Genomic DNA, 19,116 nt, shown 5'->3' on the forward strand with positions numbered 1-19,116 from the left:
GACCTCATTCCTTCCCTAGATATTCATGCGTGATCGCATTTTCCGACACCGCAATTTCGATGTCGCGTCCGGACGGCGACTGTGCACCCCCGTGGTCGTAGCGTAAGGGGGCGTTTCGTCACTCGATGCCGTCGCGAGGGCGGTCAAGTGGGGTGAGGTTTCGCTTTGAGACAGCGTGTATCCGAAGTATAGAAAGGGGGCCGCATTGCCACAACGAGCATTCTTGTTTTTCATTTGATAACGTCCTACCCTCTGTCCTCTGTCGGAGCCGCTTGCAAGTCCATGAAAGTTGTCTTCCTCACCGCCGGAGCCGCCGGTATGTACTGCGGCAGTTGCATGCATGACAACGCGATCGCGCGATCCCTACGAGCGAATGGAGTGGATTGTGTCTTGCAACCGATCTACACGCCGATTCGGACCGATTCGACCAGCGTTGCTCGCCATCAGATCTTCTTTGGCGGTATCCATGTGTACTTGCTTCAACAATGGCCCTGGATGCGGTGGGTTCCGAAGTCGGCACGGCGGCTGCTCGATTGGCCTCCCTTGATTCGGCTGGCCACCCGCCGGGCTGCCTCGACGGACCCAGCGAAACTGGGTGAGCTGGCGATTTCGATGTTGCAAGGCGTTGATGGCCGACAAGCAGAAGAGGTGCTGAGGTTGACGGCATGGTTGCAGCAGGAAATGCAACCAGACGTGCTGGTGCTGAGCAACCTGTTGATTGGAGGTTCGTTACCGCTGATTCACCAGCGGTTGCCCAAAACCAAAGTCTTCGTGATGCTGCAAGGCGACGACATCTTCCTCGACCATTTGCCAGAATCGGCCCGCGCCCAAGCGATCGCATTGCTCAGCGGTTTGGTCCAATCCGTTGATCGCTTCCTCGTCAACAGTCGATTCTATGCCGACAAAATGGGATTGCTGCTGAATATCCCCGACGAGAAGATCTGTCGGGTTCCACTGTCGATCGACTTGGCACCCTATCAATCGAAACCGAAGGCAAAGGGGGCAACGACCTCGTTTCGGCTCGGTTATCTGGCTCGAATCTCCCCTGAAAAGGGACTGCACCGACTTGTGGATGCTTTCCTGCATCTGGCCGTGAAAGCAGAGCACCAGGACATGACGTTGGAGGTTGCGGGTTGGCTTGGCGAAGCGAATCGCCCCTATCTTGAAGCCATCCAAAGCCGAATTCGTGAAGCGGGACTACAAGACCGCTTTACCTACCACGGCAGCCCGCTGTTGCCGGAGAAGATTGTCTTCCTGCAGTCGCTCGATCTCCTTTGCGTGCCGACGGAATACGAGGATCCGAAAGGCTTGTTTGCACTCGAGGCGATGGCGTGTGGGGTCCCCGTCCTGTTGCCCGACCACGGTGCCTTCGGCGAATTGATCGAATCGACCGGCGGCGGAATCGTTGTGCCGCCAAACGATCATCAGGCCTTAGCCGATGGCATTGAAAGGCTGAAACGAGACCCCTTGCTGCGTGAATCGCTGGCAACGCAAGCGACGGTCAACCTGCGTGAAAAACACTCCATCGAATCGACGGGGCGCTTGCTCCGGAACTTGTTTCCTTAGCTGGACCGTCATCCAATCGCTCTCCATCCCCCCCGTGTTCGGAACGCTTTGCTACGCTTCAACCTTCTGCGGGATCAAGACGCCGTAGACTTCCACGGTCTTTCCCTGCTCATCAAAAATCGGCTGACCACGAACGACCAATGATCGGTATCGGTTGTTCGTGCCACGCTGGCGGATTTTGATCTCGTAAGCCGCGCCGGAGTGGGTTGCATGGGTGATGGCTTCTTGCATCCGTTCGCGGTCGTCGGGATGGATCGAATCCATGTACTCGCTCAAACTGGGGACTCCCTGAATCGGCTCGCGGCCGGCCAACCGAAAGGCTTCATCGCTCCAGGTCAGCTGTTTTGTTCGTATCTCGTAAGACCAGGTCGCCAAACCAGCAAGGGCTTGCAGATCCCGCAGTCGTCGTCGGCTTTGTCGGAGGTCGTTTTCGGCCTGTTTGCGAAGCGAGATGTCGCGGATGCTCGAAATCAACAGCCTTTCTCCATCGAGAGTGGTCACTCGGCCGCTGATCAACACGTCGATCGGTGTGCCATCTCGATGCTTCAGTTGGCCTTCGAAATTATCGATTCGTCCGTTTTTTTCCAGCTCCGCCAATAATTCATCGCGGCGTCTCGGGCAAACCCATAGGTTTAATTCCGACATCAAGTTGCCGACCACTTCCTCTTCATCGTACCCCATCAAATCGCTAAACGTTCGGTTGGCTTCGATCACTCGCCCGGAACCGATTCGCACCAGCAAGCCCGCTTCGGGTGAATGAGTGAACAACACCGAGTAGCGAGATTCCTTTTGGATCTTTTCGTTTCTCTGATCACGATCGCGTCGCACCCTCGCCGCACGCTCGCTGTCACCCAGCCCGACCGATTCAAGCAGCGACAACGCCAAATCCAAATCGCCTTGCTCCGTCGCCACTCTGGCAAACTCCAGATTCAAGTCGACTCGCAATTCCTGAGCGTGCCGGTTTTCGGGCCAGATCTCGAGCGCTTCCATGAGTAGCACGTCCGCGACGCGGAAACCTTCGTAGGGATTGTCCACGTGGAAGGTTTTCATTTGTTCTTGAACGCGTTTCACCAATCGCGTGCTTTCTTCGTGTTCACGTTGTTGCTCAATGGCGGTCACAAACGCATCCACACTTTCGTGGCGGTCGTTCGGATCGGTTGCCATCGCCTTGATTGCAATGTCTAACAACTCTCCTTTGATGCTGGTCGGGCGAATTTTGTTTTCCGCTGCCGCATGAATACATTCCAACAGCGTTTCGCCGTGATGAGGCGGATAACCGGTCTTGATTTGGAACAAGATCGCGCCGAGCAAGTAAACATCGGTCGCAAACGAGACCTGTTGCGTGTCGCCTCGAGCGAGCTCGGGCGCCATGTAGGCAGGCGTTCCGCCGATCGTGGGGTGGGTCGATTCGAATTGGCCATCGGTACCTTGATTGGCATCGTGGCTGATTGCCAACCCCCAATCAGCCAATAACACTTCACCGAATCGACCAAGCATCACGTTCTCTGGCTTGATGTCGCGATGGATCAAGCCACGTGAATGGGCGTAGCGAATCGCATCGGCAACGCGGAGCAGAATCTGAACATTGTCGTTGAGCGATTTCTCTTTGATCTGTTGATCCCAGCTCGTTCCATCGATCCGTTTCATCGAATAGAACAAACCACCCTCTTGGTCGACGCAGACTTCGTGAAGTGCGATCACGTTTGGATGATCCAGCCCACCGATCACGCGTGCCTCGGTCAAAAAACGCTCACGCGAGGGTGGGTCGATGGCCAAGTTATTTCGTAGCACCTTGATCGCGACTTCGCGATCAATGGCTCGTTGGTGAGCTTGATAGACAACACCGGTACCACCGGCTCCGAGTTGGCCGACCAACCGGTAATCCGCGTCACATCGTTGGCCGCCGCCGATCGTGGTCACATGCCGTTTGGGCACAAAACCCGCATCCTTGCAATCCGATGGGCGAGCCATCCCCGCGGTAGGCGATGAGGCCACGGACGACCATTCAATCGTTTCGTTTTCGGAGCCATCCGCGGCGGGGTCTTGGTCGCGATCCTCCCCCTCCTCTTTCCAGTCGGGATGGGCCAACAACGCTGAATCGTGGTCTCCCGACAACACGACGGTTTTTTCGTCAGCGGGCATCGAGGCTAAGCGACTCCTCAGTTGGGAATTCGTTAACACGGCCGTGATCAAGTTCAACGAAGTTCCCGCAAGCGGTTCCGCCGATGGGGCGCCCGCCGAGTTTTGGGTGGATTCAGGGGGCCGCGGGGTCATGAGAGGCAGTGGCCAACGAGGGTGTAGAGCGAACAGCAGGCACGATCGATAAACCAGACGCGATCGACAAACAACGAGAGTCTGTTTAGTTTAAGATCGCTGTAAAGGGACGAACAGCTTCGTGGGACCACAAACAACGATTTCACGGGTGCACCTTTTTTCAAGGGCCCCGCCTTTTTTCAAGGGCCCCGCCTTTTTTCAAGCGACCCGCCTTTTTTCACGCGACCCGCCTTTTCTCAGGGAAGGACCTGCTTATCTAAGGGCGGAAACTGGACCCGAAAGCCTCGGTCTAACCGATTGTTCGCTCGAAATGCTTTTTCAGGAACGCTCTTAGCTTACGGCTGCGAACGTGCTTCAGTTCGGTCAATTGCAGCGTCACCTCGGTGCTGGAATCGCTGCGCGGACGCACCGGGCCGTTCACGTCGAGGGATTCAAGCTGCTCGAGATCCACCGCTTCCTTGGGGCCTGCCAAGATCACTTGAACCGACTCGGGGGTTTTGGTTTGGACGCGTGCCCAATGCTTGCGTCGCCCCTTGGGGCGTACCGTGACGCGGTCGGGGGCATCGAAACGCAATGAACTATCCCCGGCCACCTGCTCGAGCAATTTGAGCGTCTTGTCGGCCAACTCAATCGGCCACTCCGGTGATGCGTTGTCCGGAAACCCTTTGACCAGTGAATGCCAGCGACGACCCAGCAGCTGCCATGGATCGGTCGTTGGGGGATCGGTCGTTGGGGGATCGGTTTCCTGGGTAGCCTTGGTCGATCGCCGTGGTTTCTTTCTCGCTGGATCCCCCGACGCTTCTGCCGCGGCGGTTGGGGCCTTGCTGCGAGCGGTGCGTGGGGTCGGTGGACGCCGCGACAGGATCTCCGCCAAGTAGGGTGCCGTGACGCTGGGGTTTGGCTTCGACGCAGAGGCAGCGAGTTGTTCAGGAGTTCCGGCAAAGACAATTTGTCCACCTTCCATGCCTGCCCCTGGCCCCATGTCGATGATCCAATCGGCGCTCTTGATGACATCCATGTTGTGCTCGATCACCACCATGGTATTGCCCATTTCGACCAGTCGTTGCATCACGACGAGCAGCTTTTCGATATCGTCGAAATGCAACCCGGTCGTCGGTTCGTCAAGAATGTAGAGCGTCTTGCCTGTCATCGGTCGAGCGAGTTCGGCAGCCAGTTTGACGCGCTGCGCCTCACCACCTGAAAGGGTCGGTGCAGGCTGTCCGAGGGTAACGTAGTCCAGCCCGACGTCGCAGATGGTTTGCAGAATCCGTCTGATCCGAGGGTAGTCCGAGAACAATTCCAAAGCTTCACCGCACTGCATGTCCAGCACATCTGCGATGGATTTTCCGTGGAACTTGACATCCAGCACGTCCGAGTTGTATCGGCGGGAATGGCAGTCCTCACAGGGGACCCAGACATCCGCCAGAAAGTGCATCTCGATTTTGAGTTGTCCGCTGCCTTCGCAGGTTTCGCATCGCCCGCCGGACACATTGAAGCTGAAGGTCCGCGACGAGAAACGTCTCTCGACCGATTCGGGAAGTTCGGCAAACAATTGCCGAATCAGATCGAACATGCCGGTGTAGGTCGCGGGGTTACTGGTCGGGCTATTTCCTAGCGGGGACTGATCGACTTGGATCACTTTGTCGACAAATCGCACCCCATCCATTTTCTCGAATCGACCGGGACGAACGCGTGCACGATGCAGGCGTCGAGCGAGTGCCGGGTAGAGCACGCCTTCGATCAGCGAGCTTTTTCCGCTACCACTGGGGCCGGTGATTGCCGTCAAAACACCGAGCGGCAGATCGAGATCGATCCCCCGAAGATTGTTTTCGCGTGCTCCTTTGATCGACAGCAAATTGACATACGGCGTCCCTTGATCGCTCAACGCGGGCCGTCGCGATGCAGGAACGGCCAGTGTTTTTTCTCCGGTCAGGTAGGCCGCGGTTACCGACTGCTCGTAGGGTTCGACCGCTTGCGGTCCTCCCCGCGCGACGACGCGTCCGCCATAGCGCCCGGCACGCGGGCCAAAATCGCAGAGATAATCGCTACTGGCGATGACATCATGATCGTGCTCGACCACAAGCAAGGTGTTGCCAAGATCACGCAATCGATGGAGCGCGCCGATCAATCGGTCGTTGTCGCGCGGATGCAATCCGATCGTCGGTTCATCCAAGACATAGAGCACGCCGCACAAACCGCTACCCAATTGAGCAGCCAATCGAATCCGTTGTGCTTCGCCACCAGAGAGCGTCGCGGCTCCACGGTGCAGCGTCAGATAGTCGAGACCGACGTCGAGCAAAAAGCGGACTCGTGAACTGATTTCGCGAACCAATTCTCCAGCAATTTTTTGTTCGCGTTTTTCCAACTTCCACGATTGGATGTGGTCAGCGAGTCTGGCCAATGGCATGTGAACCAAGTCAGCCATGGTCCGATCACGAAAGCGAACGGCGGCGGCGTCTTCATGCAAGCGTGAACCGTCGCACGCGCTACAGTCAATTTCGTCGACAAACTGTTCCAACTTACCGCGAAGACCGGGGGTCAGCCGAGCCGCTTCGGCAAGTGCGGGGTAGAACCCTTTGAACTGGTAACGGAACAGGACCGCTTCGGTTCCCGTTGTTTTCTTTGGGGCCGCATCACGGTCGCTTTCGCGCACTTCGATCCAGGCATCGCCCGTTCCGTGGAACAACATCCGTCTCTGGGTGACGGTCAGATCCACGTAGGGTGTATCGATAGGAATCCGCGCGTGTCGCGAAAGGGAACGAAGCATCCACTGGGAAACCGCTTGGTCAACCGACGGCCAAAGCAGCGAAGCCCCCTCCGCCAAGGTTGCGGTTGGCGAGGAGATCAAAGCGGCCGGGTTGGTTCCACGTTGCGTTCCAAGACCTTCGCATTGAGGACACCAACCGATCGTCGAGTTGAACGAAAAATGGTGGGGCGTCAAGTTCGTGAACGAACGGCCACAATCACCGCAAACCAAGTGTTGGCTATGAGTGATCACCGTCCAATCGGTTTCGCCACGCTCGTTATCCGCCAAGGCGACTTGCAAAACCCCCACGCCGAGTGACAGCGCCTGTTCGACACTGTCGCTGATTCGTGATCGATCGGACGGTTGCACGACGATGCGGTCAACCACCACTTGCACCTGATGTCGCTGCCGTGCATCAAGCATCGGGGCTTCGTCGAGACCGATCGTTACACCATTGATGCGAATCCGTTGGTAGCCGGTGCTGCGAAGGGATTGCCAGGTGTCCTCGGAAGCGGGGCCCGATTGAACCTCGATCGGGGCAAGCAGCAGCGCGCGAGTGCCCGGGTCAAGCGACATCACTTTGTCGACGATTTGGTCTGGCGTCTGCGTTCCAATCGGTATTTGGCAATCGGGGCAATGCATCGTGCCCAACCGCGCCATCAGGATTCGCAGGTAGTCGTAGATTTCGGTGACGGTTCCCACCGTGCTTCGTGGCGAATGGCCCAGGTTTTTTTGTTCCAGCGCCACCGCGGGGGATAAGCCCTCGATCCGCTCGACCTTGGGTTTTTGGACTTGGCCAATGAACTGTCTCGCGTACGACGACAACGACTCGACATAGCGACGTTGTCCTTCGGCGTAGATCGTGTCCATCGCTAGCGAGCTTTTTCCGCTACCGCTGGGGCCGCAAAACACGGTCATCGCATCGCGGGGGATTTCCACATTGACCGATTTCAAGTTGTGTTCCGTCGCTCCTTCGACGGTCACATGGGTGTTGGTGTTGACGAGGGTGTCAACGGTCTTCTGGGGTTGGGTCGACGCCTTTGGGGCTCGACGTTTGATACCCATCGCTTTGGCAAGCGCGGCACCGGTGTGGCTTTTCACCTTCTTGGCGACCGCTGCGGGCCTGCCCTCGGCGACCAGCGATCCGCCGCCCTCGCCCCCTTCGGGCCCCAGGTCAATGACCCAGTCCGCCGTTTTGATCACGTCGGTATTGTGTTCGACGATGACGATCGTGTTGCCGCGGTCGGCCAGCCCGTGGATCACATTGAGCAGCAATTGGATGTCTGCGAAATGAAGCCCCGTTGTCGGTTCATCGAGCACATAAAGCGTGCGTCCCGTTTCTCGTTTGCTGAGCTCGCGGGACAACTTGATCCGCTGAGCTTCACCGCCGGAAAGCGTCGGGGAGGGTTGGCCAAGTTTCAGGTATTCTAAACCGACGTCGACAAGGGTTTGCAGTTTCTCAGCGATTTTGGGGATGTTCTTGAACAGTTCGAGCGATTCGGAGATGTCCATTTCCAGCACATCCGCGATCGATTTCCCTTTAAATTCAACCGAAAGCGTTTCGCGGTTGTAGCGTCGGCCTTGGCACACAGGGCAGGTGACCCAAATGTCTGCTAAGAAGTCCATCTCGAGCTTCGACGCTCCGTTGCCATCGCATGCCGCACAACGTCCACCATCCACATTGAAACTGAATCGGCTTGACGTGTAGCCGCGAGTTTTTGCCTCTGGCAATTTCGCATACAGATTGCGAATCTCGTCGAACACCTTGACATAGGTTGCGGGATTGCTTCGCGGCGTGCGACCTATGGACGATTGGTCGATCGCGATGGTTTTGTCGAGGTGTTCCAGGCCATGAATTGAATCGTGGTCGCCAATTTCACAGCTCGCACCATTGAGAGCGCATCGCAGCGCCGGTTCGACGATGCCACCAATCAGCGAACTCTTGCCGCTGCCCGAAACGCCGGTGACACAGGTGACCGTCCCGAGCGGGATGGAGACATCCACGTTCTTAAGATTGTGAAACGTCGCACCGCGAATGGTGAGCTGAGTTTTTGGGTCGATCTCGCGAAGCGTCTGCGGCAGTTCGATCTTTCGAGTGCCCGATAAAAATTGGCCCGTGACACTTCGGCTCGATTTGGAGATCGTAGCAACGTCGCCGGCGGCGACGATCTCGCCTCCCTTGACGCCCGGTCCCGGACCAAAGTCGATCACGCGGTCGGCCGCTCGCATCGTATCCTCGTCATGCTCGACAACGATCAAGGTGTTGCCGCGATCACGCAAATGCACGAGTGTTTCAATCAAGCGATCGTTATCTCGGGGATGCAACCCGATCGACGGTTCATCAAGAATGTACAACACGCCGACCAGCCCGCTACCAATTTGGCCCGCCAATCGGATTCGCTGCGATTCACCGCCCGAGAGCGTCGGTGCGGTCCGACCCAATGTCAGGTAATCAAGACCCACTCCGAGCAGGAACCCCAATCGCGTGCGGATTTCCTTGAGGGCTTCGGCAGCGATGGTTGCATCGGTGCCGGTCAGTGCCACATCTGAAAAGAAGTCCACGAGAGAATCGATGGGCAATTCACATAGCTGAGGCAGCGTTTGTTGATTCTCTGCATGGAGATTGAGGAACGGTTTGCTTGCCGTGGTCAGCGTGACGGCACTGGCTTGTGAGTTGAGCCGTTTGCCATGGCAATCAAGGCAATCGATCGTCGCCATGTACTTTTCGAACTGTTTCTGCTGCATTTTGTTGCGATTGGTCTTGTATCGCGTCAGCAGTTCCGGAACGAAACCTTCGAACGAACCGGAATACTTTTTTGCCTTGCGGCCCCCTCGCCATGTGAATTCCATCGCATCGTCGGTGCCCCACAGCCAAATGTGTCGGCACGGTTCGGGGAGATCACGCCATTTGCCCTCCAACATGGTTCCGGGGGCGAGCTCCATCGCTCGATCGATCGCATCGGCAACCCCTTTGTAGATGTGACGACGATAGCGTCCCAGGTCGCCCCATTTTCCGAGCAGATCGATCGCTCCTTTGCGAATCGACTTGGTGTCGTCCGGAATCAACAACTCGGGCACAAACGTGTACAGGTGGCCCAGCCCATCACACGCTTCGCACATCCCTTGCGGGCTGTTGAAGCTGAACAATTGTGGTGACGGAGGCTTGAAGCTTTGACCGCAGGATCCGCAGGCATATTTTGACGAATAGAGCAAGTCTTCGCTGGGGTTGGCCGTCACCGCGTCGTTGGCTTCGGTCAGCGAGATCATCAGGGTGGATTCACCCAGTTTCAAGGCGGTGTCGACCGCCTCGACCACGCGGCCACGGTCGCGCGCATCCGGATCGATGCGATCGACGACGACCTCCACATCGTGGCGATGTTGGCGATCCAACGTGGGGGGATCATTCAAATGGATCGTTTCGCCATCGACCCGGGCTCGCGAAAAACCTTGTTTGCGAAGGTCTTCGAAAAGATCGCGAAACTCGCCTTTTTGCCCGCGGACAAGCGGCGCCATAACCCACAGGGTCGCTTCGCGGGGGAGCGTCTCGATGCGCGTCGTGATCGCGTCGCGTGATTGTGCGGTGATTTCGCAGCCACACTCTGGGCAATGGCCGGTGCCAACACGAGCGAACAGGACGCGAAGAAAATCGTAAATCTCGGTAATCGTGCCAACGGTGCTGCGCGGATTATTGCCCGAGGACTTTTGGCTGATGGAGATCGAAGGGCTCAGCCCGCCGACGAAATCAACGTCGGGTTTGGGCATTTGTCCCATGAATTGCCGAGCATAATTGCTCAAGCTCTCGACATACCGTCGTTGCCCCTCGGCGTAGAGGGTGTCGAATGCTAGCGAGGATTTTCCACTGCCGCTGACCCCTGAAAAACAGATCAACTCGCCTCGCGGCAACGTCAAATTGACGTCCCGCAGGTTGTGCTCTCGAGCTCCTTTGACCGTGATTTCCCTCGTCGCCATGCTCGATTCTTGTACCTATTTCTATTCGCAACAACACCGATTCAGCATCCACGCTAAGGAGAACCTGCGGAGAGAGAAAGGGGTGGTCAATCTGTTTCTGGGCCTTTGCGATCCCACGGCGAAGCTTCCAATCCCCTCGTGAATGATGGCAAGCTGCGGTAAAACGATAGATTACTAACCGCAAGCGACAGGGGTAGAGTTCGGATGGCAAAAGGATTGTTCACTCAGGGGATGTGCGTCCTGCTGCGCGAACCGGTTTCGATTGGCGAGTTAGAGGAGCGGTTGGCGGCCTTCGAACTCGTCGGACGACACGAATCGATCGAAGATGATGACGCGCCCGAAACCCTGGTCCTGAAGTATCGAGAGGATGTCGGTGGTCACCTGCTGGTGACGCCCTGTCGATCCCCCTGGCCAGACGACATGGGCGATCCCGATGAGTCACCCGAGCGGTTTGTCGCTTGGTCGCTGGGGCAGTTCGGGCCGCTCGCGTTTCCCGGCTGTTTGCAACGGGCGTCCGAGCAATCGTGGGGATGGGAAGGGGGAGCCGATGTGGTTCCCTTGCACACGGCCCACATTCGATTGTTGATCAGTTACGTGCTCGGGATGGAAGAGGTCGACGGCGAAGACGACGACGAAGACATTCCGTTGGTTCCGGATGAATACGATGCAATGGGCGAGATGCAGTTCATCACACGCGCGGTCACGGCATTGTTGGAATTGCCTCAAGCGATTTGCTATTTCAATCCGGGTGGCGAAGTGCTTCGCGACCAAACGGGACTGCGCCAAGGACTCAACTACGCTTGGAATCACGAATTGCCCGCATTGGACATGTGGACCAACGTGCGAATTTTCAAGGCCGATGAGGAGTGGTCACTGATGGACACGGTCGGCAATGGCCAATTGGACCTGCCAGACATGGAAGCGATCTATCGTGCCGACCAATTTGAACCAGCCGACGTCGAGCGTTTTTTGCGAAACGCTTCGCTCTACATGCTGACATCCGAAGAAGAAGTCGAAGAGGGTGACACCGCGGATGGCCCTGGGGAGATCAGTTGGTTGGCGATGGAATGCGCCGAAGCGTTATCCGACCCCCCCCGACCGACGATCCGTTGGGCTCCGCAGAATGGTACCGATCCGCCTGCCGAATTGTTGGTGCGAGGCGACGCGCCGGAGGAAATGGACGAGGATGACTTCGATGAAGATTTCTTGGATGAAGATGACGACGTTGATTTTTGAGCCATCCATTGCAAAGGGCTAGCTGGACAAAGCCACTCAGTCCAAGATTGATTCGGCAAATTACGGTAAATCGCCTACAAAGTGGCGGTGTTCCGCTAGCCAACACTGCCGGTTTCCCCTTCACCGTGACTGGGGCGATAACGCTTGGCTTTCATCCTCAAGTTCAAAAACTCGACCAGTAAGGAAAAGGTCATCGCAAAGTAGACATACCCCTTGTTGATCGGTGTGCCCACGGCGTCGCTGACCAAGACCACGCCGATCAGCATCAGGAAAGACAATGCCAACATCTTCACGGTGGGATGGTCTTGCACAAAATCGCTGATTTGGTTGGCAAAGATGATCATCACGGTGACCGCGACCACCACTGCGGCGATCATGATCTCGATGTGATTGGCCATTCCGACCGCAGTGATCACCGAATCGAGAGAGAAAATCACGTCCATGAAGGCGATCCGGACCAAGACACCCTTCACGGTGATCGCCGCGCTGCTGCGTCCCGTGGGGGTGATCCCGTCTCTCGCTCCACCTTGGTCACCGGGTAAGTTGCCAATCTCGGCTTCTTCCTCGTCCCCTTCGATCTTGTGATGGATTTCACGGACCGCGGTGTAAAGCAGGAACAAGCCGCCGAAAAGCAGAATCAAATCACGCCCCGAGACCTCGTTGATCTCCGGGTCTTCGGCCAAACGCTCGGCCAGCGACGAAAACGGGATCCAATGAGACAGTTCTAAGAGCGGCGATTGAAGACTAATCAACCAGCCGATCATCAACAGCAGAAGGATTCGCATTCCCATTGCCAAAAACAAGCCGACTCGTCTGGCAAACGAGCGTTTTTCTTCGGGCAAGCGCCCCGTGATGATGGCGATGAAGACAATGTTATCGATCCCCAGGACGATTTCCATCGCGGTCAACGCCAATAGCGCCACCAAGGACTCAAACGACATCAGCGATGCGCCTTCCGCGATGTCGATGGACGATGCGAGTAACATGAAATCGATTCTCTTCTAGTGATGACTGAATAGGGGGGCAGCAAGCCCGGCGATTCCGATCAGAACGAGCAACGCTAATGTGATTCGTCTCAACCGAACTCGCCCCAACCAAGTGCCAAGCTTTAGTCCTGCGTAGGTTGCCAAGAGTAACAGCGGAGTTAGTGAAGCGGCAATGATCCCTGGTTCAATGATCCGTGTTCCAAAACCGCCGTACAAGAACCCTAACGCAGGAAACAAGCTAATCAGGTAGGCCGCGAACAGAAACCCTCGCATTTTTCGAGTGTCCCAGTCGTGTGCCTGAACCCAAAACACCATCGGCGGCCCGCCCATGCCGACAAGTCCCTGTAAGAACCCCGAAGTTGGAAAGGTGAGACATGCCCAAATGGGATGCAGGCTTGCTCGTGGCTTCGGATTAAAAAATACGATCGTCAACGTCACGATGAGCACGACGCCTCCGACAAATTGCCGCAGGGTGACAATCGAAAACGTTTCCAAGGTCTGCAGTACGACAATGCCAACGGGGACAAACAGGATTCGGGTGAGTCCAGGCCAGGTCACTTTCGAAACGTCGATGGCATCCCGAAAGGACCACACACCCCACAGATTCTGTGGGATGGTCGCCACCAACAGCGATGTCTGGGCCTCAGGAATCGAATACCCGAACCACAGTAGCACCGGAATCGTCAAAAGGCCCGCTGCAAATCCAGCAGCCGATTGAACAAAGATTCCGAGGCAGAGGATCAGGGCGAACGGGAGGTAAGGGTAGAGTTCATGCATGCGGACATCTTGGCGGATGAGGTGGTGGGTCGGGAAGAACCCCCCAAAACAGCCGTTGACGTTTTTTTTAGTTCATCCGCCTCAAGCGTGCGCGGGGGATGTTCCTTGGCCCCACGGACGCTTCCGTCGGATGAACGCATTTTTTTGGGATCGTGATGTGCGTCGGAATCCTAATCGAGTAGAATCAGGGTTCCTCGCGACGCCGCAATGCAGACGCGTTCATGCCGTGTGCACCCCCGCGCGTCCCTTTCCCCTCCCTATGCCACGCACACTTTACACTCACCTATTCGTGAAAGGCTGTATTACTATGAATCGCTTGAATCGTCGCCAATTCACCTCCCTCGCAGCCGCCGGCATTGCGACGGCTTCCATGCCTCGCCTGAGGGCTGCTGGTCCTAACGAGACGCTTGGCGTTTGTGTGGTGGGAGTCAATAGCCGTGGCAACGAACACATTCGTGGATTCAACCACGACCCACGGACCGAAATTCGTGCAATCGTCGACATTGACGAAAGCGTCGGTCAACAACGAGTGGCAAAGGTCGCAGAGATGCAGGGCAAGAAGCCCAAGTTCTTTACGGACATCCGGGATGCAATTGATTTCGACGGCATCGACATTCTCAGTGCTGCGACGCCCAACCATTGGCACGCGCTGATGGGAATCTGGGGCATGCAAAGCGGCAAAGATGTCTATGTCGAAAAACCCATTTGCCATAACATCGACGAAGGCCGTGCCTTGGTTGCAACCGCGAAGAAATATGGGCGGATGTGCCAAACGGGAACGCAATGCCGCAGTAGCAGTGCCGTTCGTGATGCGATGCAGTTTATTGCCGAGGGTGGAATCGGCGAAGTCAAGTTTGCTCGTGGGTTGTGCTACAAACGACGCGCTTCGATCGGACCGCTTGGCGACTACCCCATTCCTGAAAAAGTCAACTTCGATCTTTGGAGCGGCCCGGCGACCTTCACCGATCCCAAACTCACCCGCCGCAACTTCCACTATGATTGGCATTGGCAACGGCACTACGGCAACGGCGATTTGGGGAACCAAGGTCCCCACCAAACGGACATCGCTCGCTGGGGGCTGGGGCTCAATCGGCATCCCAACGCGATCTTCACCTATGGCGGTCGCTTGGGTTATCAAACCGAACGCAAAGACAAGAACTACGTGGACGCCGGCGACACCGGCAACACCGAGATTTCGATCTACGATTACGGTGACAAGTGCATCGTCTTCGAAACACGCGGCCTGGATTGCAAGACGACCTCAGGTCCTGAAATCGAAGGGTTCTTCGGCAACGAAGGCAGCAACAAGATCGGAGTGATTTTCTACGGCAGTGAAGGCTATCTCGCCCAAACGTCGTATGAGCATTGCACGGCCTACGACTTGGACATGAACGTGATCAAGGATTTCCGTGCCAAGAACGTGGGCGATGCCCACTTCGCAAACTTTATCGATGCTTGTCAGTCGCGTGACGCGTCGAAACTGAATGCGGACGCGTTGATGGGGCACCTTTCCGCCGGGGTCAGTCATCTCGGGAACATTTCGTATTACCTTGGTGAGCAAAACCACGGATCCCCCGATGAGATTCGCCAGATCTTGGCGGGTGTCAAAAGCTTGGATGATAACGATGCAACGCTAAAGCGGACCGTGGACCACTTGGTCGGCAACGGAGTGATCTTGGAGGAAACACCGCTTTCGATTGGTGCACAATTGAAGTTTGATCCCGAAACCGAACGGTTTATCGGCAATGAGGCGGCCAATGCGATGTTGACTCGTGAGTACCGTAAGGGATTTGAAGTTCCAGCACCGGAAAACGTTTAGAACAACGAAACGTCAAGCGGTTTGAATCGGCAGGAAAGCGGTGGCAGCGCCCTTTTCTGCCACGCCCTCCAACCGCTTTGCCCGGTCTCGACACCGATCGTCCTGCGGGGCGATGGGGACATTGTTCGTCGTCGAGCGAGCGGCGATTGCAGAGCACGGATTTCGCATACACTAGAGTTAGTTGCTGTCCGTTTTCTGCAAGAGGCTGTTTTTGATGTTTCGGTTTTCAATCTTACTCTGCGGGGTGTTGCTCCATGCCTCCAGCGGTGTTGCCCAAGAGTCGCCTGCTTCGCCACCGGGATTGGATCGAAGTCGCGTTGAAGAACGGCTTGAAGGGGATTTCGGTTCTGCCGACATCGCTGCAGCGACGTCGTGGGCCGATTCCCTGGGGCTTGCCGATTGGCTCGGCCCGCTCGCCCCAGTGGCCCTTTCTCCATTCTTTGGCGTCACCTGCTTGTCCGGGCTTGCGATCTGGGGGCCGGATTGGGCGACCGATAACGCATTGCTCGGTGCATCGGGGCCGCTACAAAACCACTCGCTCTTCTTCGTTTTCTTAGCGTTAACGGTCTTGACCAGTTTGCCGCGACTCACCAAAGTCAGCAAGCCATTTGCACAAGCGACCGATCGGTTGGAAACCTACGCGGTGATTGTGATCTTGTTGGCGATCAAGGTCATCGCTTCGCTGGATAGCCCCGGCGAAGATCAAACCGAAGTCGTGATGGTTCAGTTGGGCGTGGTTCGTTTCACCGTCGACACGCTGTTGGCGGTCGCGATGGTGATCAACGTGTTGGTGATCAACAGTGTGAAATTCTTCTTTGAGTTTATGGTTTGGTTGACGCCGATCCCGGCCATCGATGCGATCTTCGAATTCTGCAACAAATCGCTCTGTGTGACGCTGATGGCGGTCTACGCTTTCAGTCCAACCATCGCAACGATTTTGAACTTGGCCATTCTGCTAGTTGCCGCGATTGTGTTGCGTTGGGTCAGCCGACACATTCGCTACTATCGCACGATGGTCTTGGATCCGGTGGTTTCTCGCGTCTGGTCCGCTTATGGTGATCCCAAGCACCCCGAAATGGTCGTCTTTTGCAAGGGCGCATTCGGGCCCTTTGCAGCCAAGAGCCGACTGCGGCTGCGGCGGGACGAACTGGGCCAGGGTTGGCAACTTCGCGAAGCGAATTGGTGGATGCCGGGCGGCGAACACGCGCTTGACGAAACCGCCGCACCACGCATCCGTCGCGGTTGGGTGATGCATACCATCGAGGTCACCGATTCCTCAGGCCAAACGACCGAGTTTGCCGTTAGCCGCCGCTACGATTTGGCACTGCAAACCTTGGCAAAACGCATCGGCATCTTGGTTGACGAACAACCCGCGGCCCAGCCGCGGCGTCCAACGGAGGCCGCGGTTGAGTTTAACTGAGCCGTGAAGGGTACCTATTTGCCGCCCCGGATCTTCCAGTTCGGATTGGGCACGTGTGCTTCGTCCATCATCGCGGTCGCCTGTTTGACGATCTCCGGATGCTGGTCGGCCCGGTTTTCCTGCTCGCTGATGTCTTGATCCAAATCAAACAGTTCGACCGACCCGCTGAACATGGGCTCGCGAATCGCTTTCCACTTTCCAAACCGGACGGCTTGTCGGCTGCCTTGTTCGTAAAATTCCCAGTACAAATAGTCGTGCGCTTGCTGCTCCGCTGCGTTCCCCTTTAACGTCGGTACAAAACTGATGCTGTCAAGGTTCTCCGGTGCATCGACCCCCGCAAGCTCGGCCGCCGTTGCCATCCAATCACCAAAGTAAGCAATGTGCTCGGTGGTTTGTCCGGCGGGAACCGTTCCCGGCCACCAGGCGATCGCCGGAACGCGGATGCCACCTTCGTGCATCGCACGCTTGATCCCGCGAAGCGGTCCCGACGGATTGAAGGTTTCCAAATGATGCCGCGATTCGTCGTGCGGTCCATTGTCGCTGGTAAAAAAGACCAAAGTGTTCTTTTCGATTCCAAGTGCGGTCAATTGGTCCATGATCCGGCCCATGTCGGTATCCATCCGTGTGATCATCGCCGCTTGTCCCTTGTCTTGGTCGGACCAATCGCGGTCTTGGTAGATTCCATAGTCGGGGACCTCGGCGCCGTTGCCGGTCATCTTTGATCCTTCGTTATTGGCGTGCGGGATCGTGAGCGCCAGGTACAAAAAGAAGGGATTGTCCTTTTCGCTGTCGATGAACTGCATCGCTTCTTTGGCGAACAGATCATGAGAATAGTCGACCCGCTTCGTTGCGCTTCCGCCAACAAAGCCCCCATACTTGGCTTCCTTGCTCACAGGCTCGACCACGTTGCCCAGCAGTTCTTTTTGGTCGCCTCGCCACAAAAATTCCGGATAGTAATTGTGCGCATGGACTTGATTGAGGTAACCATAGAATTGGTCGAAGCCTTGCTTAAGGACAAATCCTTCGCTATCGACTTCGCCGAGTCCCCACTTGCCCACCAGCGCGTTGGTGTAGCCAACGGGTTTCAGAACTTCGGCAACCGTCACGTCTTGATCACGGAGTGATTGGACCGTCATGTCGCCGCCCCCCGCATTACCGCGAACGTGAGTGTGGCCCATGTGTTGACCCGTCATCAACACGCTACGACTGGGGGCGCAGACGGTATTGCCAGCATAAAACTGGGTAAACCGCATCCCCTCACGAGCCATTTGGTCGAGCCGGGGGGTCTGGATTTGCGTTTGCCCATAACAGCCCAAATCGCCGTAGCCGAGATCGTCGGCGAGCACGAAAATCATATTGGGGTGTGTCGTATCCGCACACAGTGGCTGGGGCAGCACGAGAGAAAGGGAACAAAGAACGAGCAGAAGGAGCGAACCTTTTCGGTAATGCATCAGTAGGATTCGACAGTCGGAGTGGGTGGGGATTCTCATGCAGAACACCGCACTTTACGGCGTCTCGCATGATAGTTTACACCATGGGAGAAGTTGCCTGGGTTGATTCTCGGGCGAATCCCGTCGAGTTCCCTGGGGAACCCGACGATCGAGGAATGTGCTCAAAAGTTTCGAAACGATCCAAGGATAAGAAAAGCATGGTTTTACGATTTGCATTGGTTGCCGCGGCGACGTTCGCTGCGATGGGATTTGGCATCGATACGGCGACGGCGCAAGAACCGGTCTTCGTCCAGCTCGATACCAGCGAGGGGACCATCGTGCTGGAGCTGAATGTGGAAAAAGCCCCCAAGTCGGTCGCTAACTTTGTTCAGTATGTCAAAGATGGCTTCTACAAGGATGTGATTTTTCACCGAGTCATCGATGGATTTATGATCCAAGCGGGTGGGTATGACACCGACATGAAGATGAAGAAGACCTTGCCAACGATTCGCAACGAAGCCGGAAATCGGCTGAGTAACGAAAAGTACACGATCGCGATGGCACGTAAGGGCGACCCGCACAGTGCCGACAGCCAATTCTTTATCAACACCGGAAACAACACCAACTTGGACCGCGCGAATTTTCAAGACGGTTTCGGATACACGGTGTTCGGCAGAGTGATCGAAGGCCAAGAGGTTGTCGATCGAATCGGCAAAGCAGCGACCAAGTCCATTCCCGACCCTGTGATCCGAGGCGCTTTAATGCGTGATGTGCCGGTCACGCAGATCGTCATCAAGGACGCACGCGTGGTCGAGAAAAAGTAGCGATCCGGAGTCGATGGCCCCCATTTGCACGCTGAGAACCTATCCGAAAAGGGGTCTGACCCTTTGTCG

General features: G+C 56.3%; 11 protein-coding genes. 5 read left to right on the top strand and 6 right to left on the bottom strand.

Translation table 11 applies throughout. The features are described 5' to 3' along the window. Window positions 1–15: 15 nt before the first annotated feature. Window positions 16–234 carry a hypothetical protein gene (locus Poly41_RS05495; RefSeq protein WP_146524828.1) on the bottom strand — a complete coding sequence of 73 codons (219 nt, stop codon included), beginning with the start codon at window positions 232–234 and terminating at the stop codon, window positions 16–18. Between the two features lie 48 nt (window positions 235–282). Here Poly41_RS05495 and Poly41_RS05500 point away from each other — a divergent pair, with 48 nt between their 5' ends. Then, entirely contained in the window at window positions 283–1,566 is a 1,284-nt protein-coding gene (locus tag Poly41_RS05500) for a glycosyltransferase family 4 protein (protein ID WP_146524829.1), read from the top strand. A gap of 51 nt (window positions 1,567–1,617) precedes the next feature. On the opposite strand, the gene Poly41_RS05505 is transcribed toward Poly41_RS05500, so the two are convergent. Together Poly41_RS05505 and uvrA are read right to left on the bottom strand one after the other, a co-directional pair. Then, window positions 1,618–3,708 (bottom strand): protein kinase domain-containing protein, encoded by a 2,091-nt coding sequence (locus tag Poly41_RS05505; RefSeq protein WP_231615420.1) that lies wholly within the window; start codon window positions 3,706–3,708, stop codon window positions 1,618–1,620. A 421-nt stretch (window positions 3,709–4,129) separates the two neighbouring features. Beyond that, on the bottom strand, window positions 4,130–10,555 hold the full coding sequence (uvrA, locus tag Poly41_RS05510; protein WP_146524831.1) for an excinuclease ABC subunit UvrA: 6,426 nt from the start codon (window positions 10,553–10,555) through the stop codon (window positions 4,130–4,132). Between the two features lie 204 nt (window positions 10,556–10,759). On the opposite strand from uvrA, the gene Poly41_RS05515 reads away from it, so the two are divergent. Further along, entirely contained in the window at window positions 10,760–11,791 is a 1,032-nt protein-coding gene (locus tag Poly41_RS05515) for a DUF4261 domain-containing protein (protein ID WP_146524832.1), read from the top strand. A gap of 95 nt (window positions 11,792–11,886) precedes the next feature. Here the strand turns inward: Poly41_RS05515 and Poly41_RS05520 are convergent, their stop codons facing one another. Together Poly41_RS05520 and Poly41_RS05525 are read right to left on the bottom strand one after the other, a co-directional pair. Next, entirely contained in the window at window positions 11,887–12,777 is an 891-nt protein-coding gene (locus Poly41_RS05520) for a TerC family protein (protein ID WP_146524833.1), read from the bottom strand. Between the two features lie 15 nt (window positions 12,778–12,792). Continuing rightward, window positions 12,793–13,554, bottom strand: coding sequence for a sulfite exporter TauE/SafE family protein (locus tag Poly41_RS05525; protein WP_146524834.1), 762 nt, complete (start codon window positions 13,552–13,554; stop codon window positions 12,793–12,795). Window positions 13,555–13,861: 307 nt separating this feature from the next. Between Poly41_RS05525 and Poly41_RS05530 the strand changes: the two genes are divergently transcribed. Both Poly41_RS05530 and Poly41_RS05535 read left to right on the top strand, forming a co-directional pair. Continuing rightward, a complete protein-coding gene (locus Poly41_RS05530; RefSeq protein ID WP_146524835.1) occupies window positions 13,862–15,373 on the top strand; it encodes a Gfo/Idh/MocA family protein in 1,512 nt (503 codons plus the stop codon). 214 nt (window positions 15,374–15,587) lie between these two features. Then, window positions 15,588–16,793 carry a hypothetical protein gene (locus Poly41_RS05535; protein WP_146524836.1) on the top strand — a complete coding sequence of 402 codons (1,206 nt, stop codon included), beginning with the start codon at window positions 15,588–15,590 and terminating at the stop codon, window positions 16,791–16,793. A 14-nt stretch (window positions 16,794–16,807) separates the two neighbouring features. Here Poly41_RS05535 and Poly41_RS05540 read toward each other — a convergent pair whose 3' ends face one another. Further along, window positions 16,808–18,244: an arylsulfatase gene (locus Poly41_RS05540; RefSeq protein ID WP_146524837.1), complete on the bottom strand. Its 1,437-nt coding sequence runs from the start codon at window positions 18,242–18,244 to the stop codon at window positions 16,808–16,810. Window positions 18,245–18,441: 197 nt separating this feature from the next. Here Poly41_RS05540 and Poly41_RS05545 point away from each other — a divergent pair, with 197 nt between their 5' ends. Next, window positions 18,442–19,047: a peptidylprolyl isomerase gene (locus Poly41_RS05545; protein ID WP_146524838.1), complete on the top strand. Its 606-nt coding sequence runs from the start codon at window positions 18,442–18,444 to the stop codon at window positions 19,045–19,047. Window positions 19,048–19,116 lie beyond the last annotated feature (69 nt).

The organism is Novipirellula artificiosorum, from assembly GCF_007860135.1.
In the GTDB taxonomy this organism is placed as follows: domain Bacteria; phylum Planctomycetota; class Planctomycetia; order Pirellulales; family Pirellulaceae; genus Novipirellula_A; species Novipirellula_A artificiosorum.

What these genes read in the sequence shown, in the direction of transcription:
- Poly41_RS05495 (WP_146524828.1), bottom strand. Translation starts at nt 234, where the DNA reads ATGAAAAACAAGAATGCTCGTTGTGGCAATGCGGCCCCCTTTCTATAC.
- Poly41_RS05500 (WP_146524829.1), top strand. Translation starts at nt 283, where the DNA reads ATGAAAGTTGTCTTCCTCACCGCCGGAGCCGCCGGTATGTACTGCGGC.
- Poly41_RS05505 (WP_231615420.1), bottom strand. Translation starts at nt 3,708, where the DNA reads ATGCCCGCTGACGAAAAAACCGTCGTGTTGTCGGGAGACCACGATTCA.
- uvrA (WP_146524831.1), bottom strand. Translation starts at nt 10,555, where the DNA reads ATGGCGACGAGGGAAATCACGGTCAAAGGAGCTCGAGAGCACAACCTG.
- Poly41_RS05515 (WP_146524832.1), top strand. Translation starts at nt 10,760, where the DNA reads ATGGCAAAAGGATTGTTCACTCAGGGGATGTGCGTCCTGCTGCGCGAA.
- Poly41_RS05520 (WP_146524833.1), bottom strand. Translation starts at nt 12,777, where the DNA reads ATGTTACTCGCATCGTCCATCGACATCGCGGAAGGCGCATCGCTGATG.
- Poly41_RS05525 (WP_146524834.1), bottom strand. Translation starts at nt 13,554, where the DNA reads ATGCATGAACTCTACCCTTACCTCCCGTTCGCCCTGATCCTCTGCCTC.
- Poly41_RS05530 (WP_146524835.1), top strand. Translation starts at nt 13,862, where the DNA reads ATGAATCGCTTGAATCGTCGCCAATTCACCTCCCTCGCAGCCGCCGGC.
- Poly41_RS05535 (WP_146524836.1), top strand. Translation starts at nt 15,588, where the DNA reads ATGTTTCGGTTTTCAATCTTACTCTGCGGGGTGTTGCTCCATGCCTCC.
- Poly41_RS05540 (WP_146524837.1), bottom strand. Translation starts at nt 18,244, where the DNA reads ATGCATTACCGAAAAGGTTCGCTCCTTCTGCTCGTTCTTTGTTCCCTT.
- Poly41_RS05545 (WP_146524838.1), top strand. Translation starts at nt 18,442, where the DNA reads ATGGTTTTACGATTTGCATTGGTTGCCGCGGCGACGTTCGCTGCGATG.